Origin of the sequence: Pseudoclavibacter sp. JAI123 (assembly GCF_013409665.1) — a bacterium.
Taxonomy (GTDB): Bacteria; Actinomycetota; Actinomycetes; order Actinomycetales; family Microbacteriaceae; genus Pseudoclavibacter.
Genome location: NZ_JACCCM010000002.1, coordinates 278,176 through 298,256 on the forward strand (window position 1 = coordinate 278,176; position 20,081 = coordinate 298,256).

At 69.7% G+C, this 20,081-nt stretch carries 19 protein-coding genes; 17 read left to right on the forward strand and 2 right to left on the reverse strand.

Going from position 1 to position 20,081, the window contains the following annotated elements; genetic code table 11:
• The first annotated feature begins 130 nt into the window (after window positions 1-130).
• The 6 genes from leuC to HDC34_RS13505 all read left to right on the forward strand — a co-directional run bounded on the left by leuC (window position 131) and on the right by HDC34_RS13505 (window position 6,711).
• Window positions 131-1,636: a 3-isopropylmalate dehydratase large subunit gene (gene leuC / locus HDC34_RS13480; protein ID WP_179557377.1), complete on the forward strand. Its 1,506-nt coding sequence runs from the start codon at window positions 131-133 to the stop codon at window positions 1,634-1,636.
• Window positions 1,636-2,265 carry a 3-isopropylmalate dehydratase small subunit gene (gene leuD, locus HDC34_RS13485; RefSeq protein WP_179557378.1) on the forward strand — a complete coding sequence of 210 codons (630 nt, stop codon included), beginning with the start codon at window positions 1,636-1,638 and terminating at the stop codon, window positions 2,263-2,265. The genes leuC and leuD overlap by 1 nt, the downstream gene beginning before the upstream one ends.
• Window positions 2,262-3,632 (forward strand): UDP-N-acetylglucosamine 1-carboxyvinyltransferase, encoded by a 1,371-nt coding sequence (murA, locus tag HDC34_RS13490; RefSeq protein WP_104252457.1) that lies wholly within the window; start codon window positions 2,262-2,264, stop codon window positions 3,630-3,632. Before leuD ends, murA begins: the two co-directional genes overlap by 4 nt.
• A 2-nt stretch (window positions 3,633-3,634) precedes the next feature.
• Window positions 3,635-4,444, forward strand: a complete 810-nt coding sequence (locus HDC34_RS13495) for a lysophospholipid acyltransferase family protein (protein WP_307852862.1) — start codon at window positions 3,635-3,637, stop codon at window positions 4,442-4,444.
• A complete protein-coding gene (locus tag HDC34_RS13500) occupies window positions 4,441-5,448 on the forward strand; it encodes an NAD(P)H-dependent glycerol-3-phosphate dehydrogenase (protein ID WP_258068025.1) in 1,008 nt (335 codons plus the stop codon). Before HDC34_RS13495 ends, HDC34_RS13500 begins: the two co-directional genes overlap by 4 nt.
• Before the next feature lie 72 nt (window positions 5,449-5,520).
• A complete protein-coding gene (locus HDC34_RS13505; protein WP_179557598.1) occupies window positions 5,521-6,711 on the forward strand; it encodes a D-alanine--D-alanine ligase family protein in 1,191 nt (396 codons plus the stop codon).
• Window positions 6,712-6,762: 51 nt separating this feature from the next.
• On the opposite strand, the gene HDC34_RS13510 is transcribed toward HDC34_RS13505, so the two are convergent.
• Complete coding sequence (locus HDC34_RS13510; RefSeq protein ID WP_179557379.1) at window positions 6,763-7,260, reverse strand: DUF3515 family protein; 498 nt, start codon at window positions 7,258-7,260, stop codon at window positions 6,763-6,765.
• 24 nt (window positions 7,261-7,284) lie between these two features.
• Between HDC34_RS13510 and thiL the strand changes: the two genes are divergently transcribed.
• Complete coding sequence (gene thiL / locus HDC34_RS13515) at window positions 7,285-8,418, forward strand: thiamine-phosphate kinase (protein WP_179557380.1); 1,134 nt, start codon at window positions 7,285-7,287, stop codon at window positions 8,416-8,418.
• On the opposite strand, the gene rsmD is transcribed toward thiL, so the two are convergent.
• Window positions 8,367-8,978: a 16S rRNA (guanine(966)-N(2))-methyltransferase RsmD gene (gene rsmD, locus HDC34_RS13520; protein WP_179557381.1), complete on the reverse strand. Its 612-nt coding sequence runs from the start codon at window positions 8,976-8,978 to the stop codon at window positions 8,367-8,369. The two genes, thiL and rsmD, sit on opposite strands and share 52 nt — an antisense overlap.
• 106 nt (window positions 8,979-9,084) lie before the next feature.
• Here rsmD and HDC34_RS13525 point away from each other — a divergent pair, with 106 nt between their 5' ends.
• From HDC34_RS13525 to mutM, 10 genes are all read left to right on the forward strand, one after another.
• Complete coding sequence (locus tag HDC34_RS13525) at window positions 9,085-10,128, forward strand: MoxR family ATPase (RefSeq protein WP_104311263.1); 1,044 nt, start codon at window positions 9,085-9,087, stop codon at window positions 10,126-10,128.
• Between the two features lie 3 nt (window positions 10,129-10,131).
• The gene (locus tag HDC34_RS18250) at window positions 10,132-11,445 is read left to right on the forward strand and encodes a DUF58 domain-containing protein (protein ID WP_104311264.1); all 1,314 of its coding nucleotides are present in this window, start codon (window positions 10,132-10,134) and stop codon (window positions 11,443-11,445) included.
• Entirely contained in the window at window positions 11,442-13,898 is a 2,457-nt protein-coding gene (locus HDC34_RS13535; RefSeq protein ID WP_179557382.1) for a DUF3488 and transglutaminase-like domain-containing protein, read from the forward strand. The genes HDC34_RS18250 and HDC34_RS13535 overlap by 4 nt, the downstream gene beginning before the upstream one ends.
• Window positions 13,898-16,048, forward strand: coding sequence for an ATP-dependent DNA helicase RecG (locus HDC34_RS13540; protein ID WP_179557383.1), 2,151 nt, complete (start codon window positions 13,898-13,900; stop codon window positions 16,046-16,048). Before HDC34_RS13535 ends, HDC34_RS13540 begins: the two co-directional genes overlap by 1 nt.
• Before the next feature lie 106 nt (window positions 16,049-16,154).
• Window positions 16,155-16,895 carry a copper resistance CopC family protein gene (locus tag HDC34_RS13545; RefSeq protein ID WP_179557384.1) on the forward strand — a complete coding sequence of 247 codons (741 nt, stop codon included), beginning with the start codon at window positions 16,155-16,157 and terminating at the stop codon, window positions 16,893-16,895.
• Between the two features lie 108 nt (window positions 16,896-17,003).
• On the forward strand, window positions 17,004-17,504 hold the full coding sequence (gene coaD / locus HDC34_RS13550; RefSeq protein ID WP_104252466.1) for a pantetheine-phosphate adenylyltransferase: 501 nt from the start codon (window positions 17,004-17,006) through the stop codon (window positions 17,502-17,504).
• Window positions 17,505-17,548: 44 nt separating this feature from the next.
• Window positions 17,549-18,169, forward strand: a complete 621-nt coding sequence (locus HDC34_RS13555; RefSeq protein WP_258068027.1) for a DUF177 domain-containing protein — start codon at window positions 17,549-17,551, stop codon at window positions 18,167-18,169.
• Window positions 18,170-18,210: 41 nt separating this feature from the next.
• Window positions 18,211-18,414 carry a 50S ribosomal protein L32 gene (gene rpmF, locus HDC34_RS13560; protein ID WP_068484295.1) on the forward strand — a complete coding sequence of 68 codons (204 nt, stop codon included), beginning with the start codon at window positions 18,211-18,213 and terminating at the stop codon, window positions 18,412-18,414.
• A gap of 10 nt (window positions 18,415-18,424) precedes the next feature.
• Window positions 18,425-19,171, forward strand: coding sequence for a ribonuclease III (rnc, locus tag HDC34_RS13565; protein WP_179557385.1), 747 nt, complete (start codon window positions 18,425-18,427; stop codon window positions 19,169-19,171).
• Between the two features lie 2 nt (window positions 19,172-19,173).
• A complete protein-coding gene (gene mutM / locus HDC34_RS13570) occupies window positions 19,174-20,043 on the forward strand; it encodes a bifunctional DNA-formamidopyrimidine glycosylase/DNA-(apurinic or apyrimidinic site) lyase (protein WP_179557386.1) in 870 nt (289 codons plus the stop codon).
• Window positions 20,044-20,081: the final 38 nt, after the last annotated feature.

A 20,081-nucleotide genomic window follows, 5' to 3' on the forward strand; every position in this document is an offset into this window, starting at 1 on the left:
GCAGTGTTAGCATGGTCCGCATGTCTGCCGGTCTGCTCCTCCTTTGCTGCCGCGACGGGGCCTGACTTCGCAGGTGCATCCCGTCGCGGTGTTCAAGGCGCCTGACCAGATGCGAGGAGACACAAGCAGCATGAAGACGGAACGCAGCAACGCACACGGCGCACCTCCAACGGCGCAGCCGAAGACCCTGGCGCAGAAGGTGTGGGAAGACCACCTCGTCGCCAAGGGCGAGAACGGCTCACCGGACCTCATCTACATCGACCTGCACATCATGCACGAGGTCACCAGCCCACAGGCATTCGACGGCCTGCGCGTCGCCGGCCGCCCCGTGCGCCGCCCCGACCTCACGATCGCGACGGAAGACCACAACACGCCGACGGTCGACATCCTGAACCGCATCGCCGACACCACGAGCCGCACGCAGATCGAGACGCTGCGCCGCAACGCCCAGGAGTTCGGCATCCGCCTCCACCCGCTCGGCGACGCCGAGCAGGGCATCGTGCACGTCGTCGGACCGCAGCTCGGCCTCACGCAGCCCGGCATCACCGTGGTCTGCGGCGACTCGCACACCTCGACCCACGGTGCCTTCGGCGCCATCGCGTTCGGCATCGGCACCAGCGAGGTCGAGCACGTGCTCGCCACGCAGACGCTCGCCATCAAGCCATTCAAGACGATGGCCATCAACGTCGACGGAACCCTCAGGGAAGGTGTCACGGCGAAGGACGTCATCCTCGCCGTCATCGCCAAGATCGGCACGGGCGGCGGCGCAGGCTACGTGCTCGAGTACCGTGGCTCCGCCATCGAGGCCCTCTCCATGGAGGGGCGCATGACGATCTGCAACATGTCGATCGAGGCCGGAGCGCGCGCGGGCATGGTCGCACCGGACGAGAAGACCTTCGCGTATCTCGAAGGCCGCGATCACGCCCCCGTGGGCGAAGACTGGGACGCGGCACTCGACTACTGGAGAACGCTGCGAACCGACGACGGCGCCGTCTTCGACGCCGAAGTCTCCATCGACGCCGACACCCTCGAGCCGTTCGTCACCTGGGGCACCAACCCCGGCCAGGGCGTCTCCCTCAGCGGCGTCGTCCCAGAGCCGTCCGAGTTCGCCGACCCCAACGACCGGCAGGCGGCCGAGCGTGCCCTCGAGTACATGGCGCTCGAAGCGGGCCGCCCGCTGAAGAGCATCCCCGTCGACGTCGTCTTCATGGGCTCGTGCACGAACAGCCGCATCGAAGACCTCCGCGCCTTCACCTCGGTGATCGCGGGACGCCAGAAGGCAGAGGGCGTGCGCGTCATGGTCGTCCCCGGTTCCGCGCGAGTGCGCCTCGAGGCGGAAGCCGAGGGCCTCGACAGGATCATCACCGACTTCGGCGCGGAGTGGCGCTTCGCGGGCTGCTCCATGTGCCTCGGCATGAACCCCGACCAGCTCGAACCTGGCCAGCGCTGCGCCTCCACCTCCAACCGCAACTTCGAAGGTCGTCAGGGCAAAGGCGGGCGGACGCATCTCGTGTCGCCCCTCGTGGCCGCCGCGACGGCCGTTCGCGGTACGCTCTCCAGTCCGTCCGATCTCGACCCGCCCGCTGCATCCGCGACCCCGGGCAACGCGCAGCAGCCACAGGAGGTGACCGTCTGATGGAGAAGATCACCCGCATCGAAGGCGCCGCCGTCCCGCTTCGCCGCTCCAACGTCGACACCGACCAGATCCTCCCAGCGGTCTACCTCAAGCGCGTCACCAAGACGGGCTACGAAGACGCGCTCTTCAACGGGTGGCGGCAAGACCCCGACTTCGTCCTCAACCGACCCGAATACCAGGAGACCCCCCGCATCCTGCTCGTTGGACCCGACTTCGGCACCGGGTCATCCCGAGAGCACGCCGTCTGGGCGCTCAAGGATTACGGCTTCCGAGCCGTCATCGGCTCCCGCTTCGGAGACATCTTCCTCGGCAACGCCGGCAAGCAAGGGCTGCTTGTCGCCACGCTGGAGGAGCACCTCGTAGAACAGCTCTGGGATGCCGCGGAAGCGGACCCGGGTGCGGCTGCGGTCGTTGACCTCACCACGAACACCGTTACTGTCGGAGACATGACGGCGACGTTCGAGATCGACGACTACACGAGATGGCGTCTGCTCGAGGGCCTCGACGACATCTCGTTGACGTTGCGTGACGAACACGCGATCTCCACCTTTGAGTCACGCCGAGAGGCGTGGCGTCCGCGGACTCTTCCGATCCGCAGGTCCACCACCGCAGGGAGTGCAACTCAGTGAACACGATCACCAACGACTCGGCTCGCGCCGGCGCATCAGTCGGCCTGACCGGCGACACCATCGTCTTCAACGGCGGACGCCCGCTCGCCGGTCGCATCGAGGTCCGTGGCGCGAAGAACCTCGTGACCAAGGCCATGGTCGCGGCCCTCCTCGGCGAGGACGTCAGCGTGCTGCGCGACGTGCCGGACATCTCCGACGTCCGCGTCGTCGCCGGCCTCCTCACCCTCCACGGCGTGAAGATCGACCGCAACGAGGTGTCTGGCGACCTGCGCCTCGACCCGACGAACGTCGAGACGGCCCACATGGCCGAGATCAACGCGCACGCCGGCTCCAGCCGCATCCCGATCCTCTTCTGCGGCCCGCTCCTGCACCGCCTCGGCGAGGCGTTCATCCCCGACCTCGGCGGCTGCCGCATCGGCGACCGCCCGATCGACTTCCACCTCGAGGTGCTCCGCAACTTCGGCGCCGTCATCGAGAAGCTGCCGAGCGGCATCCGGATGAGCGCGCCAGAAGGCCTGCACGGCGCGAAGGTCACGCTCCCGTACCCGTCCGTCGGCGCCACCGAGCAGGTCCTCCTCACGGCCGTGCGCGCCAACGGGCGCACGGAGCTGCGCAACGCGGCCATCGAGCCCGAGATCATGGACCTCATCAACATCCTGCAGAAGATGGGCGCCATCATCTCGGTCGACGCCGACCGCGTCATCCGCATCGAGGGCGTCGAACGCCTCGGCGGCTACAGCCACAAGGCGCTCTTCGACCGCAACGAGGCAGCCAGCTGGGCCTCCGCGGCGCTCGTCACGAAGGGCGACATCTACGTCGGCGGCGCCAAGCAGCCCGAGATGCTCACGTTCCTCAACGTCTTCCGCAAGGCCGGTGGAGCATTCGAGATCCACGACGACGGCATCCGCTTCTACCACCCCGGCGGTGAGCTGCGCCCCGTCGTCATCGAGACGGACGTGCACCCCGGCTTCATGACCGACTGGCAGCAGCCGCTCGTCGTCGCGCTGACACAGGCGCACGGCGTCTCGATCGTGCACGAGACCGTGTACGAGCAGCGCTTCGGCTTCGTCGACGCGCTCGTCGAGATGGGCAGCGACATCCAGCTGCACCGCGAGTGCCTCGGCAGCCAGGAGTGCCGCTTCGGACAGCGCAACTTCCAGCACTCCGCCGTCATCTCCGGCCCGACGAAGCTCAAGGCAGCCGACATCGAGGTCCCCGACCTGCGCGGCGGCTTCAGCCACCTCATCGCGGCGCTCGCAGCGGAGGGCACCTCGCGTGTCTCCAACGTCGGCATCATCGCGCGCGGCTACGAGAACTTCATCGCGAAGCTCGAGACCCTCGGAGCTGACTTCACGGTAGAGGCGTAGGAGTGACCGCTGCGAAGCGGGGATCTGCGGGAAAGCGCGTCTCGCCGGAGAAGAGCAGGCCGTCGATCTTCTGGTTCCTGGCGGCGATCGCCTTCCCGTTGAGCTGGCCGATCATGCGGTGGGAGATCAAGGGCGAGCTGCCGGTCGACGGCGCGTTCATCGTCGCCCCGAACCACACGAGCGAGATCGACCCGCTCATCATGGGGATGGCCGTCTGGAAGCTCGGCCGCGCGCCGCGCTTCATGGCGGCCGACCGGCTCTTCCGGGTGAAGGGGCTCGGCTGGATTCTCCGCAAGAGCGGGCAGATCCCCGTCTCGCGTGACGTCCGCGGCGCCAACCAGGCTGCCATCGCATCCGCGCAGCAGCTCGCACGCCTCGGCCAAGGAGTCATCATCTACCCGGAGGGCACGCTCACCCGCGAGCCCGAGCTGTGGCCCATGCGCGGCAAGAACGGAGCCGCCCGAGTTGCGCTGAGTGCCGACATCCCGGTCTACCCGACGGCGATCTGGGGCGCGCAGCACATCCTGCCCCGCTACTCCAAGAAGCTCACGCTGGGATGGCGCAAGACCATCACGGTGCACGTCGGCGAGCCCGTCAGCCTCGCCGAGTTCAGCGGGCGCATGCACAGCGCGAGCGCCATGAAGGGCGCGACCGAGCTCATCATGCACGACATCACGGGACTGCTCGAGGGCATCCGCGGTGAGAAGGCTCCGACCGAGCTCTACGACCCGGCCAAGCACGGGCAGACGGAGCACGGCCGGTTCCCGCAGGACCGGGGCACCACCCCTCGGGAATCGGGGAGCGGGGCGTGAGCTCCGTGCAGCGCGCCGTCGTGCTCGGCAGCGGCAGCTGGGGCACCACGTTCGCGAAGGTGCTCGCGGACGCGGGGCACGAGGTGACCATCTGGGCTCGCCGTCCTGAGGTCGCGAACGAGATCAACGAGTCGCACCGCAACACGGGCTACCTGCCCGGCATCGACCTGCCGAGGAACCTGCGCGCGACGCCGGACCTCGTCGAGGCGGTTCGAGGGCAGCACTTCGTCTTCGTGTCGGTGCCCGCGCAGACAGCGCGCGAGCTCGCCGGGCAGCTCGCCACCCTCATCGACGACGACGCGGTCGTCGTGAGCCTCATGAAGGGCGTCGAGCGCTCGAGCGGCCTCCGCATGAGCCAGGTGCTCACAGGCGTCCTGGACCTCCCGGCCGAGCGCATCGCGGTCGCCAGCGGCCCCAACATCGCGCTCGAGATCGCGAAGGAGCAGCCGACCGCCATCGTCGTCGCGTCGGACAGCGAGGCGACGGCCGTGAGCGTCGCGAAGCTCGCCCGCAACGGCTACCTGAAGTCGTTCGTGAACGTCGACGTGGTCGGCACCGAGTTCGGCGGGGTCCTCAAGAACCTCATCGCGATCGCCGTCGGCATCGTCGACGGCGTCGGCTACGGCGAGAACACCAAGGCGTCGGTCATGACGCGCGGCCTCGCCGAGATCTCCGACTTCGCCGTCGCCATGGGCGCCCAGGCGTCGACCATGATCGGACTGGCCGGGCTCGGCGACCTCATCGCGACCTGCGAATCCCCGCTCTCGCGGAACTTCACGGCCGGCAGGCTCCTGGGGCAGGGCTACGTCTACGACGACGTCGTCGCGCAGATGCAGCAGACGGCAGAAGGGCTTCGATCGGTCGGCGCGATCCTCGAGCTCGCCGAGCGCCACGGTGTCGACATGCCCATCGCGACGCAGATCGACGACGTCCTCCACGGCCGCATGAGCCCCGCCGACCTGGCACCGCACCTCGCGACCGACGACGGACCGAGCGGCGAGTAGCGCCCGGTCCCAGCCTGGCGACCCCGTACCCTTGATGCGGTGAGCGAAGAGTCGCTCGTGGAAGGAACCCTCATGTCGACCGCTCAGACGAACGCCACCGCAGCAGCAGACTCGCGGCCCCTCATCGCCATCGTCTTCGGCGGCCGATCGAGCGAGCACGCGATCTCGTGCGCCACGGCGAGCGGTGTCCTCGGCGCGATCGACCGCGACAAGTACCGTGTCCTGCCGATCGGCATCACGCGGGATGGCGCCTGGGTGCTGGAGGACGACGACGCGGACAAGTTCGCGCTCGACCCCGAGAACCTGCCGGAGGTCGTCGACAACGGCACGCGCATCCACCTGCCGGACTCCGCGAAGCACCGCGAGGTGACCGTCTCCCGAGTCGAGGGTGACGCCCTGGGTGCCGAAGCCGGTGCCGAGCTCACGGAGCGCACGTCACTCGGCGAGGTCGACCTCGTCTTCCCGATCCTGCACGGCCCGTTCGGAGAGGACGGAACCGTGCAGGGCATGCTCGAGCTCGTCGGTCTGCCCTTCGTGGGGTCGTCGGTGCTCGCCGCGAGCGTCGGCATGGACAAGCACTACACGAAGATCGTGCTGCGGGATGCCGGCCTGCAGGTCGCGGCCGGCGTCACGATCACGCAGCATCAGTGGGACACCCAGGGTGAGTCGCTGGCGGCTGAGGTCATCGACCAGCTCGGGCTTCCGGTGTTCATCAAGCCGGCCCGCGCCGGCTCGAGCGTCGGAGTGAGCAAGGTCGCTGCGCTCGAGGAGTTCGCCGACGCCATGGCCACAGCCCTCGCTGAGGACGACCACGTGCTCGTCGAGGCGGCAGTCGCCGGCCGAGAGGTCGAGATCGCCGTGCTCGAGTCGCGGCCAGGGGAGCGTGCGCGCGCGTCCGTCGCCGGCGAGATCGTCATGACGAAGGCGGAGTTCTACGACTTCGAGGCGAAGTACCTCGACGACTCAGGTGTCGAGTTGCGCTGCCCCGCCGATCTGAGCGACGAACTGCTCGAGGAGATGGCGGAGCTCGGCGTCCGCGCCTTCGAGGCGCTCGGCGCCTCCGGTCTCGCGCGCGTCGACTTCTTCCTCACCGACGAGGGCTTCGTCGTCAACGAGATCAACACGATGCCCGGTTTCACGCCCATCTCCATGTTCCCGAAGTGCTGGCAGGCGAGCGGCATGAGCTACCCGGAGCTCATCACCGAGCTCATCGAGGTGGCGAGCGCGCACGCCGCGGCCCGCGAGGCGCGCCTCACGCGCTAGCGGAGGGGCCCGGGCGTCCGCGGGGCGAGCACCCGAAGGCGACCTGGGCCGCTACTGCGAGCCGAGCACGTCGTCGGCGCCCACGCAGGCGCCCGTCTTCGGCAGCTTCTCGACCGCATCCTCGAGGTCGATGAGCACGGCCGTCCCGGACACGACGTCTGAGTCGAGGATGACCTCGACGGCGGGCGTGCGACCGTAGCTCGTGAAGCGGTACGTGGGGGCCTGGCTGTCGTCGAGCACCCAGTCGATGCCGTTGAGGTTCTGGCAGTAGTCGGTGGTCGGCCCCGGGGTCGGCACGCCGCAGCGCAGCAGCACGCTGGCCGGGGTGCCCCACGCGCCGGTGGCCTGCGCGTTCGTGAGCCGCAGCTCGAGCCCGTCGACGGTGGAGGGGAGACGGACCGAGACTTCCGCGCACTCGGGCGCCGCCGCGTCCGGCGCGGGTTCCATGGGCACGCTGGCGCTGTTGCAGGCGGTCAGCAGCACGATGGATGCGGCGGTCGCGACCACGGCGGAGCCGATTCGAGAGGCGGAGCGAGAGGTTCGAAGCATTTGCTCCCAGGCTATCGTGAACGGGTGCCCGCCCTTTCCGATGAAGCGTCCCGCCGTCCCGCTGCTGCCGTGTTCACGGTCGGCGAATGCGGCGAAGCCGAGCTGCTGCGGCGCATTCTCGCCAGGGTTCCCGCTGCCAGAGCCGGGGTGCTCGGAGCCGGTGACGACGCTGCCGTCCTGGCGGCCGGCGACGGGAGGGTCGTCATCACGACCGACCTCATGATCGAGGGGCCGGACTTCCGTCTCGCCTGGTCGTCGGCTCGCGACCTCGCCCGCAAGGCGTGTGCCTCGAACCTCGCCGACGTCGCGGCCATGGGCGCCGCGCCGACCGCGATCACCGTGGCGCTCGCGCTCCCCGGCGAGACGGCGGTCTCCTGGGTCGAGGAGCTGGCCGAGGGCTTCGCCGAGGCCCTCCGCGAGATGGCCCCAGACTGCGGCGTCATCGGCGGCGACCTCTCGACGAGCGAACAGCTCGTGATCGCGATCACGGCGTTCGGCGACCTGGGCGGAGGAGAGCCGGTGCCGCGGTCCGGGGCGGAGGCCGGCGATGTCCTGGCCCTCAGCGGCCCGGCCGGGCGCAGCGGTGCGGGGCTCTCGCTGCTCTATGCCCTGGCCCGGGATGCGCGGGGCGAGGCGCTCGCCGAGGGCATCGCGGCCCTGCGCTCGCGCGGCGACGCCGTCGCCGCCGTGGTCGACTGGCATCTCGCGCCCACGATCGACACCTCGCTGGGGCTCGCGGCCAGGGAGGCCGGCGCGACGGCGATGATGGATGTCTCCGACGGCCTCCTCCTCGATGCGACCAGGCTGGCCCGGGCCAGCGGTGTGCGGCTCGAGATCGACACCTCAGTGCTCGGCTCCGACATCGAAGCGGTCGACGCGGCGCTGCGCGCCGCGATGCCGGAGCTCGACGAGACCCAGCGGCGGGCGCGCGCCGTGGAGCTCGTCGTGGTCGGCGGCGAGGACCACGGGCTGCTGGCGGCCTTTCCGGCCTGGGCGACGCTGCCGGACGGGTTCCGCGCGATCGGGCGGGTGCGTTCGGCGGCAGACGGGGCCGCTTCGGCGGTGCACGTCGACGGTGCGCCGAGGGACGCGCGGGGCTGGGACCCCTACGCCTGGGACTTCTCGGCGTCTGATTCCTCGACGGGCACTGCCTCGTAGCTGTACACGATCGTCTCGCCGTACGCTTTGCGGCGTAGCGGCTCGAAGCTGTGCGGAACGGTCGGGGCGGGGGAGCGAGAGCCGCGTTCGATCACGACGACCGCCTCGGGCGCCAGGTGCGGCACCAGCGCCTCGAGCGCCTCCGCGAGCTCCGCCTCGCCGAGTTCGTATGGCGGGTCGATGAACACGAGCTCGAAACGCTGGGCAGGGGGAGTGCGGAGGAAGCTCGACACGGAGCTCTGCGCGACGCGCGTCGTCACCGTGCGGCGGCCCTGCTCACGCGTCACGCGAGCGAGCAGCTCGGCGTTGGCGCGCAGCACGGCCGTGGCCGCCTTGGACTGCTCGACGAGCACGGCGCTGGACGCGCCCCGGCTGAGCGCCTCGAACGCCAGCGCCCCGGAACCCGCGTACAGGTCGAGCACGGCGACACCGCCGAGATCGAGCAGCGACTCGAGCGACGAGAACATCGCCTCCCGGACGCGGTCGCTCGTCGGACGAGTGCCGCTCTTGGGAACGGAGAGCGAGTGGCCCCTGGCGGCTCCTGCGATGATGCGTGTCACGCAGCGATCGTAGCCGTGAGGCCGCGACTGCATGCACAGCGGCGAGCTTCTGGCCGAACTTGTCGGGGGTGCGTGGAATGATGGGCACTTGAATTCGGAGGTGGCCATGGAACACGGCAACAGCGCGGAGACCGCGGCGGCGACGGCCCTGTCAGCCGCGCCTACTGGGCGCGAGCGCGCATCGAGCACAGCCGTTGCGCTGCAGGATGGCGCGCGTCAGATCCGCGAGAGCGTGTCGTCGGTCATCTCGGGGAAAGACGAGCAGGTGCATCTCGCCGTCGTCGTGCTCCTCGCCGGGGGTCACCTGCTGGTGGAGGACGTGCCCGGCGTCGGCAAGACGGTGCTCGCGAAGACGCTCGCGGCGGCGATGGACTCGAGCGTGAGCCGCATCCAGTTCACCCCTGACCTCCTGCCGTCGGACGTGACGGGTGTCGCGATCTACGACCAGGTCGAACGCCGCTTCGAGTTCCAGCAGGGCCCGGTGTTCGCGAACGTCGTCATCGGCGATGAGATCAACCGCGCCTCCCCGAAGACCCAGTCGGCGCTCCTGGAGTGCATGGAGGAGGGCCAGGTCACGGTCGACGGCGTCACGCACAAGCTCCCCGCGCCGTTCACGGTGTTCGCCACGCAGAATCCTTCGGAGATGGAAGGCACGTACGCGCTCCCCGAGGCGCAGCGGGACCGCTTCATGGCGCGGATGTCGATGGGCTACCCCGAGCGCGACGACGAGCTCGCCATGGTCGACCGCCGAGACTCGAGCGACCCCCTCGCCAGCGTGCGCGCCTCGCTGAGCGCGACCGACGTGTCGACCATGATCGAGCAGGCCTCGCGAATCTACGTGGCCCCCGCCATCAAGCAGTACATCGTCGACCTCGCGAGGGCCACGCGCGAGCATCCAGATGTGCGCGTCGGCGTGAGCCCCCGCGCCACCCTGCACCTCGTCCGCGCCTCGCGCGCGGCTGCGGCGGTCGCCGGACGCGACTTCGTCGTGCCGGACGACGTCGCAAAGCTCGTCGGTCCCGTCTTCGCGCACCGTCTCGTGCTGAGCGCCCGCGGGTCGAGGGGCACCGCCGCGTCTGCATCCGCCGCCCGCATCATCGACCAGATCTCGCAGCAGATCGCCGTCCCAACGAGCGCGGCGACCGCGTAGCGCGTGGCGACGAAGCGCATCGAGAGGCGGCTGAGACCCACCAGCCGAGCCATCGGCCTGGTGGTGGTCGGCGTGCTGCTCGGAGCCGCCGCCGTGGTCTTCGGTCGGGGTGAGCTGCTCGCCCTCGGTGGGTTCCTCGTCGCGTTGCCCCTCGTCGCCTACGTGCTTCGCCTCATCTGGCGCCCGCGCCTCGAGGCCGAGCGCACGATCTACCCGACGACGCTCGCCGTGGGTGATCGGATGCGAGTGGTCACGGAGGTCCGCAACCGGTCCTGGATCGCGCTCGAGCCGAGTTCCTACCTGGACCTGCTGCCTGGTGCGGAGCCGTCCAGCGTCGGCGGCGTGCTGCCGGCGATCGGCTCACGCATCAACCGCAACGAGGACAAGCGGCGTCGCCGGGTCGCCTACGGTGTGGATTCGATGCGGCGCGGAGTCCACGAGGTCGGGCCCCTGTTCTTCGACAACATGGACGGCCTCGGTCTGACCCGGCGAGTCCTGAAGATCGGTGAGGCGACCGAGGTCGAGGTGTGGCCACGCGTCGTCGACCTGCCGGCGATGTCGGTGCCGAGCGGCAAGAGCGGCGGCGAGGTCGAGGCCGGTGTCGCGCAGTCGGGTGACTCCGACGACGTGCTCACCCGCGACTACCGACGAGGGGACCCGCTGCGACGCATCCACTGGCGTGCGACGGCGCACGCGGGAGAGCTGCGCGTCCGCCAGGAGGAGCACCACGCCGAGGACACCTCCGTGGTGATCCTCGACACGAGCGGGGCACCCGCGGTCGAGGAGCCGAAGGCGCCGATGACGATCATCGACCTCATGAACGAGCAGGCCAGTCCGTCGACTGCCGTGGATGCGGAGTTCGAGCTCGCGGTCTCTCTCGCCGCTTCGGTCCTCGCACGCTTCCACCGCTTCGGGTACGAGACCGAGCTCTTCGAGACGCACGCGGCTCTCGACGGCGACGCCGAGAGCACGCGCACGCCGTCGGAGGAGGCCCTCGAAGGGGTCATGCGCCGACTCATGCTCACGCAGCCCGACGCCGAGCGACGGGAGGCCTGCGCCGAGGTCGTCGACGACATCTCCCGCGTGGCGCGCACTCCCGTCGTCTACGTGCACCGTCACCTGGGCGGGGAAGGCCTGGCCGCCATCCGATCGCTCTCGTCCGTCGCCTCGCCAGCCCTCGCGCTGCTCGTCTCCGACGGGCCCGTGCCCCCGGCCACCCTGACGTCATTCACGGAAGCCGGTTGGAACGTCGCCGTCTACTCACCCGCCCGCGCGCGGCCGTTCACGCCCGTGCTCGAGCTGGAGGCCACCGTATGAGCGCGCAGGCCACGACCACGGCGCAGATGCGTCGCCGCCAAGGCTGGAAGGGGACCCCGGGCGCCAACGGCTCATGGGTGGTCACCGTCTCGCTCGCCGTGCTGATCTACAGCGCGACGAACCTGCTCTGGCCGATCTTCGACACCAACACGTGGTCGGCGAAGGCCATCGTCCTGGTCACGATCATGCTCGGGGCCGCCGCGCTCGTCCGCACCTTCACCGGGTCCCAGCTCTGGGCGCTCATCGCCTCGATCGTGGGCGGCGCCATCGTTCTCGTGAGCTTCACAGGGCGCGGCTCGCCGCGGGCGACGGTCGAGGGCTGGGGTGTGCTCACCGAGCAGCTCGTCGAGCAGCTTCGCTCCGACGCGGCGCCACTGCGCGAGACCGACGCCATGACGATGCTCGTGCTCATCGGCGTCGCGATCATCGTGGTGCTCTGCGACTTCTTCGTGTTCGGCATCAGGGGTCGCTCGCTCGCGATGCTGCCGCTGCTCGCGTTCCCGCTCATCCCGATGGCCCTCGGCATCGACGCGTTCGACGGCTGGGCGTACGTCTTCGCCGCGCTGGCGCTCGCGGTGTTCCTCTACGCGGTGTCGAGCTGGCACCAGCGTGTGCACGACGAGGAGCTCTCGTACCAGGGCTTCCTCGTCGACAGCAGAGGCCTGGCCGGCCTCGGCGGGGCGCTGGGCGTCACCGCGGTGTCGCTGGTTGCCGTCCTCGTCGCCTCGACCGTCGTCCCCTCGCCGACCGGCATCGACGCGATCCGGCAGACGTCCACGACCGGGCTGTCCACGAACCGGGCGAACCCCATCATCGACCTCGGCGAGGACCTTCGGCGCAACAACGCGGTCGAGGTGCTCCGCTACGCGACGACCACGGACCAGGGGTCGCTGCCCTACCTGACGCTGCAGACGCTCAGCGACCTGAACGGCAGCGACGACTGGACTCCCGGCGCGTTCGACGGGAACGTGGCGATCGACGGGGGCGAGCTGCCACTCCCGACCGGCGTCTCGGCGGGGGCGCAGTCGAGCGAGTTCACGACGCGCATCGTGCTCAACGACGGCGTGAGCTCGTTCCTCCCGCGACCCGGTTTCGCGGCCAGCATCGTCGACCTGCAGGGGGAGTTCCTCCTCGAAGAGCGGACCGGTGACGTGCGCAGCGCGAACGATGAAGCGCTGGCGCAGAACTACGAGATCCAGACGGTGGTGCCGACTCCGAGCTTCGAGACCATCTCGCAGCTCGAGGTCGACGTGCCGCCCGAGCTCGAACCGCTCACACAGGTGCCGGAGGGGCCGAGTGCCGACCGCATTCGCGACGTGCTCGGCGAAATCGTCGACGAGGATGCCCCCGCCGGGACGCAGGCGCTGCAGCTCCAGGCGTTCTTCGCCGACGGCTTCGCGTACTCGGAGACCGCGCCCGTCCAGCAGGGGTACGACGGAACGAGCCTCGACGTCATCGCCGCCTTCCTGGACGCACGAGCGGGATACTGCGTGCATTACGCGTCGTCGATGGCGGTCATGGCGCGCATGCTCGGCATCCCCTCCCGCATCGGCGTCGGCTTCACGCCGGGCTCCGCGGGGGAGCTGAACGCCGAGGGGCAGCCTGTCTACACCGTCACGAGCGACCAGCTCCACGCGTGGGCAGAGCTCTACCTGCCCGGCCACGGCTGGGTCATGTTCGAGACGACGCCCGCAGGTGCCCTCGGAAACCTCGTCGCGCCCGGCCCGGGTGAGACGACCGCGCCGACGATCGACCCGTTCGAGACCACGACGCCGACGCCGACCCCTGTCGAGACCCAGAGCACGGAGGCGCCGACCGTGCCGCCGGAGACGCCGACACCGACTCCGACCGATGCGGCGGACAGCCCCGGCGCGCAGGAGGATGAAGAGGCGGGCATCGATCTCACCGCGGTGTTCATCACGCTGGCGGTCATCGCCGGAGCGCTGGCGATCATCGCGCTCCTCCTTATCCCGGCGTTCCTGCGCGGCGCCAGACGTCGAGCGCGCCGAACCGCGGTCCTGACCGGGACGCCGCCGCAGCATCCGAGCGCGGGGACCGCGGCTTGGCAGGAGGTCTGCGAGAGCGCCGTCGACTACGGCGTCCGGCTCGCCGCCGGACTCACCCCTGAGGCGGTCGTCGCCGCCATCGCTGGCGCCGTCGAGACTCGCGGCGGCGCGGCAGACACGTCTGCTCCTGCTCCTGCCTCTGCGTCTGCCACCGACCCCGCAGTCGGGGAGGTGGATGACGCACGCTCCGCGCTCGACCGCATCCGGGTCGAGCATGAGCACGCCGCCTTCTCGGACCCGGGAGCCGGGCAGCAGCTGAGCGCAGGCGAGCGGTCGGCGCTCTGGAACGATGTCCTCGTGGTCAGGGCAGCGCTCCGGGCCTCGGCACCGCCCGCCGTCCGTCGCCGGGCGGTGCTCGCCCCGGCCTCCCTGTCAGGAAGGCGCTGATGGACGGATTCGGCCTCGACACGCCGCTCGAGGACGTGCTCGGGAAGCGCGACGCTCAGCAGCTCAAGAAGCAGCTCGACGTCACGACGGTCGCCGGCATGCTCGAGCACTACCCGCGCCGATATGCGCGTCGGGGTGAGATGACCGCCATCGAGTCGCTGCCGCTCGGTGAGCACGTCACCCTGGTCGCACGCGTGCTCCGGGTCAGCGACCGCCAGATGCGGGCGCGCCGCGGGTCGATCCTTGAAGTCGAGATCACCGACGAGAAGGGCATCGTCTCGCTGACCTTCTTCAACCAGAGCTGGCGGGCGAAGCAGCTGCAGCCGGGCGTGACGGGCATCTTCTCCGGCAAGGCGTCCGCCTACCGGGGAGCGATCCAGCTCGCCCATCCCGAGTACGAGCTGTTCGAGAACGCGCCGCTCGAGGCCCTGTCGGAGCGTCGAGACCAGTGGCTGAAGGAGCCGATCCCGATCTATCCGGCCACGGCCAGCCTGCCCACCTGGAAGGTCGCGGCCGCCGTCCAGGCGGTGCTCGAGGCGGTCCCGTTCCTGCGCGACCCGGTGCCCGTCGAGACGCGCGCCATGTTCGGCATGTACAGCTACGACGAGGCGATGCGCGCCATCCACCAACCCGAGACCTTCAAGCTGCTCGAACGAGCGCGGGAGTCACTGCGCTTCACCGAGGCCTACGTGCTGCAGGCCGCGTTGCTGCAGCGTCGCGCCATCTCCGAGCTCGTGGCCGCCCGGGCCAGGACCGACGACATCGGCCCGATGCTCGCGGCCTTCGACGAACTGGTGCCCTTCGAGCTGACACCCGACCAGAAGACCGTCGGCCGGCAGATCGCGAAGGATCTCGCGCGCGGCGTGCCGATGCACCGCCTCGTGCAGGGCGAGGTCGGCTCCGGCAAGACACTCGTCGCCCTGCGCGCGATGCTGCAGGTCGCCGACGCAGGCGGACAATCGGCCATGCTCGCTCCCACCGAGGTGCTCGCGTCCCAGCACTACCGCTCGATCATCGACTCGCTGGGGCCGGAGCTCGCCGAGCGGCTGAAGCCAACGCTCATCACTGGAAGCATGCCGAAAGCCGAGCGCAAGCGGGCCTCGCTCCGCGTCGTCGCCGGCGAGGCGAAGATCATCGTGGGCACCCATGCGCTGCTCAGCGACGACGTCATGTTCGACGACCTGGGCCTCGTCATCGTCGACGAGCAGCACCGGTTCGGGGTCGAGCAGCGCGAGTCGCTGCGCGCCAAGGGCGCCCAGCCGCCGCACCTGCTGGTGCTCACCGCGACACCGATCCCGCGCACGGTCGCGATGACGGTGTTCGGCGACCTCGACATCTCGAGCATCGTGACGATGCCGAAGGGGCGCCAGAAGATCGAGACGTTCGTCGTCGCGACTCGCGAGCATCCGCACTGGCTCGAACGCGCCTGGCAGCGCGTGGCGGAAGAGGTCGACCGCGGGCGGCAGGCGTTTGTCGTGTGCCCGGCCATCGAGCCCTCCGAGCCCGCGGAGCCCGCCGAGGGCGAGGAGGCACCGCAGCCGGTCGCCGCCGTCATGGAGCTCGCGCCGACGCTCGCCGTGCATCCGCTGTTCGCGGGCAAGCGCGTCGCCGCCGTGCACGGGGCGATGCCGAGCGACGAGAAGGACGGCGCCATGCGGGCCTTCGCGGAGGGCAAGATCGACGTGCTCGTCGCCACGACCGTCATCGAGGTCGGTGTCAACGTGCCGAACGCGTCGGTCATGATCGTCATGGATGCGGACCGCTTCGGCGTCTCGCAGCTGCACCAGCTGCGCGGTCGCGTGGGGCGAGGGGAGCACCCGGGGCTGTGCCTGCTCGTCTCGAACTCCGAGGAGGAATCCACTGCTCGGGAGCGCATCAACGCAGTGGCGGAGACGCTCGACGGCTTCGAGCTCGCCGAGCGCGACCTCGAGCTGCGCCGCGAGGGCGACGTGCTCGGCACTGCACAATCCGGCGGGCGGACATCCCTGAAGCTGCTCCGGGTCATCGAGGACACAGACCTCATCCGTTCCGCGCGAGACGAAGCCGCCCTGCTGATCAACGACGACTGGAGCCTGAAGCGCTGGCCGGACCTCAAGGCGGCGATAGGCCGCCACAGCTTCGAGGAGCGGGAGTTCCTCGGCAAATCCTGACGGCGGCGGTCGGTGCCGTCAGGCGAGCGGGGCTCGCCCAGACGGGGCCGCACGAGGGGAGGCCGGTGCCAGGGGCCAGGTCGGGCCCCTGGCCTACGATGGTCCGGTGACCTCTTCCTCCTCCGTGCGCTCGCTCCGTATCGCCTCCCGCCTCATGATCGCCGCGATGCTGGCCTTCCTGGCGCTCGCGCTCGGGATCGGGTCGCAGTACGCCTCCGCGCACGACTCGCTGGTCGAGTCGAGCCCCTCCGCCAACGAAGCCGTGGAGGTGGCCCCGGCGAGCGCGACCCTGACGTTCTCCGCGGAAGTGCAGTCGGAGGGCACGCTCGGACCGCAGATCGAGCTGTTCGCAGTGAGTGCCGTGGAGGAGACCGCCGTCGACCTCGAGTCGCCTGCGACGGTGGACGGCACGGTGGTCGACCAGGCGCTCCCCGAGCTCGCTGCCGGAGACTACGCGCTCAACTGGCAGGTCGTCTCCTCCGACGGCCATCCGATCTCCGGCACCATCCCGTTCACCGTCTCCGTGGGCGTCGCCTCCGTCGAGGACGCGCAGCCCTCAGCATCCGCGCCCGCCGGCTTCGGAGCCGCGGAGAACACGGAGGGGTCCACGCTCACCAACAGCGACGCGGGAGCGACAGGCGCGGCGGAGCAATCCAGCACCCCGGTTACCCAGGACTCGGGCATCCCCGCGTGGGCCTGGGTGCTCATGGGGCTCGCCGGAGTCTCCGTCGTCCTCGTCTCCTTCCTCGTGTTCCGTCGTAAGGCCGCTGACCTCGAGGCGAGCCGCAAACCGCAGGCCGACGAGCCGACGGCAGACCAGGACGACGACACGCCCAACGCGCGCTGACGCTGAGCTGGCCCGCCGGGCGGCGTTCCGGCCCCACGTTCCGCCCGCGAGCGGCAACGTGGTTCTCGTGCGCGCTTCGCGCAGGAAGTGCCCCGTAGTCTTGTCCGCATGAGCAGAATCGCTGTTGTGCCCGGTTCGTTCGATCCGGTGACCCTTGGCCACCTCGATGTCATCCAGCGCGCCACCTCGGTCTTCGAGGAAGTGCACGTCGTCGTCGTGCACAACCCGGACAAGCACGCGCTCCTGCCCATCGCACGCCGGGTGGAGCTCATCGAGCAGGCCGTCTCGGCGAGCGGGATCCGCGGCAACGTCCGCGTCGCCTCCTGGAGCGTCGGCCTGCTGGTCGACTACTGCACCGATGTCGGCGCGAAGGTCATCGTGAAGGGCATCCGCTCGCAGGCCGACGTCACCTACGAGACGCCGATGGCGATCGTGAACCGCAACCTCGCCCGTGTCGAGACGATGTTCATGCTCCCCGACCCGAGTCACGCGCACGTGTCCAGCTCGCTGGTCCGTCAGGTGGCTGGCCTCGGGGGCGACGTCTCGCCGTACGTGCCGCGCGTCGTGTACGAGTACCTGCAGGGCGACACCGACACCTCCATCGAGTGAGGGGGTTCGGGATGCACTCCGAGCCGAGGGCGTACAATCTCCCGGTGACTTCCTCTCCGTACCTCGTGAACATCGCGACCATCGTGGGCAAGGCCGGCACGATGCGCACCCTCGAGCTCGACTTCGATGCGCCTGAGCGCATCGGCGAAGGGCTCGGCTACATCGAGAAGGGCACGCCGATCGAGCTCGACGTGCGTCTCGAGGTGCTGCACGACGGCATTCTGGCGACCGCAAGCCTCGAGTCCCGGATGAGCGGGGAGTGCAGCCGATGCCTGACGCCGCTGGACGAGCCGCTCCGGGTCGATTTCGCAGAGCTTTTCGCGTATGCTCGCGACGAAGCCCTCGAGTACGAGGTTCACGACGACACTGTCGACCTTGAACCGCCCGTTCGCGATGCGGTAGTGCTCGCACTGCCATTCCAGCCGGTTTGTCGGCCGGACTGCCTCGGCCTAGATCCCGAAACCGGCGAGAAGCTGGTGGAGCCGCTCGAAGAGCAGGCGCCCGCGGTTGACCCGCGTTGGGCGGCACTGGCAGGGTTTGGCGCTTCAACAGAAGCAGCCGAGGAACCAGCAACGGGTTCTGAGGAAGTCGCGGGTCCTCGTGAGACAGATGTTCGTGAGGGCACGCGCAACCATGATTACAAGGGGGAGTCGGGCCAGAGATGAGCTCGCCTCCCTGCACGATGAAAGATGAAAGGTAGACGCCGATGGCTCTCCCCAAGCGCAAGATGAGCCGCTCGAACACGCGTTCGCGTCGTTCGCAGTGGAAGGCCTCCGTGCCGACCCTCGTCAAGACCGTTGAGAACGGCAAGGTCACCTACAGCCTCCCGCACCGCGCGAAGGTTGTCGAGGACGCAGCTGGCACTCCGCTGTTCTTCGAGTACAAGGGCCGCAAGGTCGCAGACGTCTGATCCTCGCGTCATGCACGACGTGAAGATCATCGACCCCGACGCCGCACCGTCAGCTGAGCTGGCAGGCGGCCTCGGGGTCGACTTCGTTCCCGCGCTCCTCGAGCTCGCGTTGACCCACAGGTCGTACGCGGTCGAGAACGGCGGCATCCCCGACAATCAGCGCCTCGAGTTCCTCGGCGATTCGATTCTCGGGCAGGCCGTGACGGTCATGCTGTACCGCACGTACCCCGACTACACGGAGGGGCAGCTGTCGCGCCTGCGCGCGTCCCTCGTCTCGACGGTGGCGCTGGCGGAGATCGCTCGGGGCATCGACCTCGGGAAATATCTGCACCTGGGGCGCGGCGAGCACCTGACGGGTGGCAACAACAAGGACTCGGTGCTCGCCGACACGATGGAGGCGGTCATCGGGGCCGCCTATCTGTCCGCCGGTGTCGACGTCGCGACCGAGTTGATCCTGCGACTGGTGGAGCCGAAGCTCGCGGTCGTGTGGCGCCTCGGCGCCGAGCAGGACCCGAAGACCGCTCTGCAGGAGCTCGCCGATACTCGCGGTGCCGAGCCGCCGAGGTACGAGGTCGAGGGATCCGGGCTCGAGCACGACCGCAGCTTCACTGCCACGGTGACGGTGCTGAAGAAGAAGCGCATCCTCGCTCAGGCGAAGGGTGTCGGCACGAGCAAGAAGCAGGCCGAAGTGGCTGGGGCGCTTGCCGCGTGGCATCAGCTGAGCGAGGGCGACGACGTCGCCCCTTCGGTCTCCTAGCCGTGCCGGAGCTGCCTGAAGTCGAGGTCGTCCGCCTCGGCCTCGCCCCCGCCGTGACGGGGGCATCCGTGTCCGCCGTCGAGGTGCTCGACGAGCGGTCCCTCCGTCGTCACCTCGGTGACTCGACGCACTTCGTGGGTGCGCTTGAGGGTGCGCGGTTCTCGAGCGTCTCCCGCCGGGGCAAGTACCTGTGGCTCCCGCTTGAGGGCCGCGAGGAGGCCCTGACCGCGCATCTCGGCATGAGCGGGCAGATGCTGCTGCGCTCCCCCGACGCTCCTGACGACCGTCACCTGCGCGCGCGCATCCGCGTCGACGGCCCTGTCGGCGACCTCGTGGTGGCGTTCGCCGACCAGCGCGTGTTCGGTTCGCTCGCGATCGACCGGCTTGTGCCGACCCTGGACGTCGCGGGCGAGCATGTCCCGTCGCAGGTCGCGCACATCGCCCGGGACCCGCTCGACCCGCACTTCGACGACGACGCCTGGTCGGCCGCGCTGCTGCGACGCAAGACGGGCGTGAAGTCAGCGCTGCTGGACCAGACGCTCATCTCGGGGATCGGCAACATCTACGCCGACGAGGCGCTGTGGCGAGCGCGGCTGCACTACGCGCGCAACACGGCGGGGCTGTCGCCGTCGAAGGCGAGGGAGCTGCTGCAACACGTGCGCGAGGTGTTCGCGAAGGCGCTCGCCGAGGGTGGCACGTCCTTCGATGCTCAGTACGTCAACGTGAACGGTCAGGCCGGCTACTTCGCGCATTCGCTCAACGTGTACGGGCGGCAAGGGAAGCCCTGCCCGCGGTGCGGGCGGCCGATCGTGCGCGAGAAGTTCCAGAACCGCGGCTCGCACTTCTGCGAGAAGTGCCAGCGGGAGCGCTAGCCGCCGCCACCAGCGACGTCCTGGGTCGCGTGGACGAG

Excerpts from the sequence above, each read along its gene's own strand:
- leuC (WP_179557377.1), top strand. The coding sequence starts at position 131 with ATGAAGACGGAACGCAGCAACGCACACGGCGCACCTCCAACGGCGCAG.
- leuD (WP_179557378.1), top strand. The coding sequence starts at position 1,636 with ATGGAGAAGATCACCCGCATCGAAGGCGCCGCCGTCCCGCTTCGCCGC.
- HDC34_RS13505 (WP_179557598.1), top strand. The coding sequence starts at position 5,521 with ATGTCGACCGCTCAGACGAACGCCACCGCAGCAGCAGACTCGCGGCCC.
- HDC34_RS13510 (WP_179557379.1), bottom strand. The coding sequence starts at position 7,260 with ATGCTTCGAACCTCTCGCTCCGCCTCTCGAATCGGCTCCGCCGTGGTC.
- HDC34_RS13525 (WP_104311263.1), top strand. The coding sequence starts at position 9,085 with ATGGAACACGGCAACAGCGCGGAGACCGCGGCGGCGACGGCCCTGTCA.
- HDC34_RS13535 (WP_179557382.1), top strand. The coding sequence starts at position 11,442 with ATGAGCGCGCAGGCCACGACCACGGCGCAGATGCGTCGCCGCCAAGGC.
- HDC34_RS13540 (WP_179557383.1), top strand. The coding sequence starts at position 13,898 with ATGGACGGATTCGGCCTCGACACGCCGCTCGAGGACGTGCTCGGGAAG.
- coaD (WP_104252466.1), top strand. The coding sequence starts at position 17,004 with ATGAGCAGAATCGCTGTTGTGCCCGGTTCGTTCGATCCGGTGACCCTT.
- rpmF (WP_068484295.1), top strand. The coding sequence starts at position 18,211 with ATGGCTCTCCCCAAGCGCAAGATGAGCCGCTCGAACACGCGTTCGCGT.
- rnc (WP_179557385.1), top strand. The coding sequence starts at position 18,425 with ATGCACGACGTGAAGATCATCGACCCCGACGCCGCACCGTCAGCTGAG.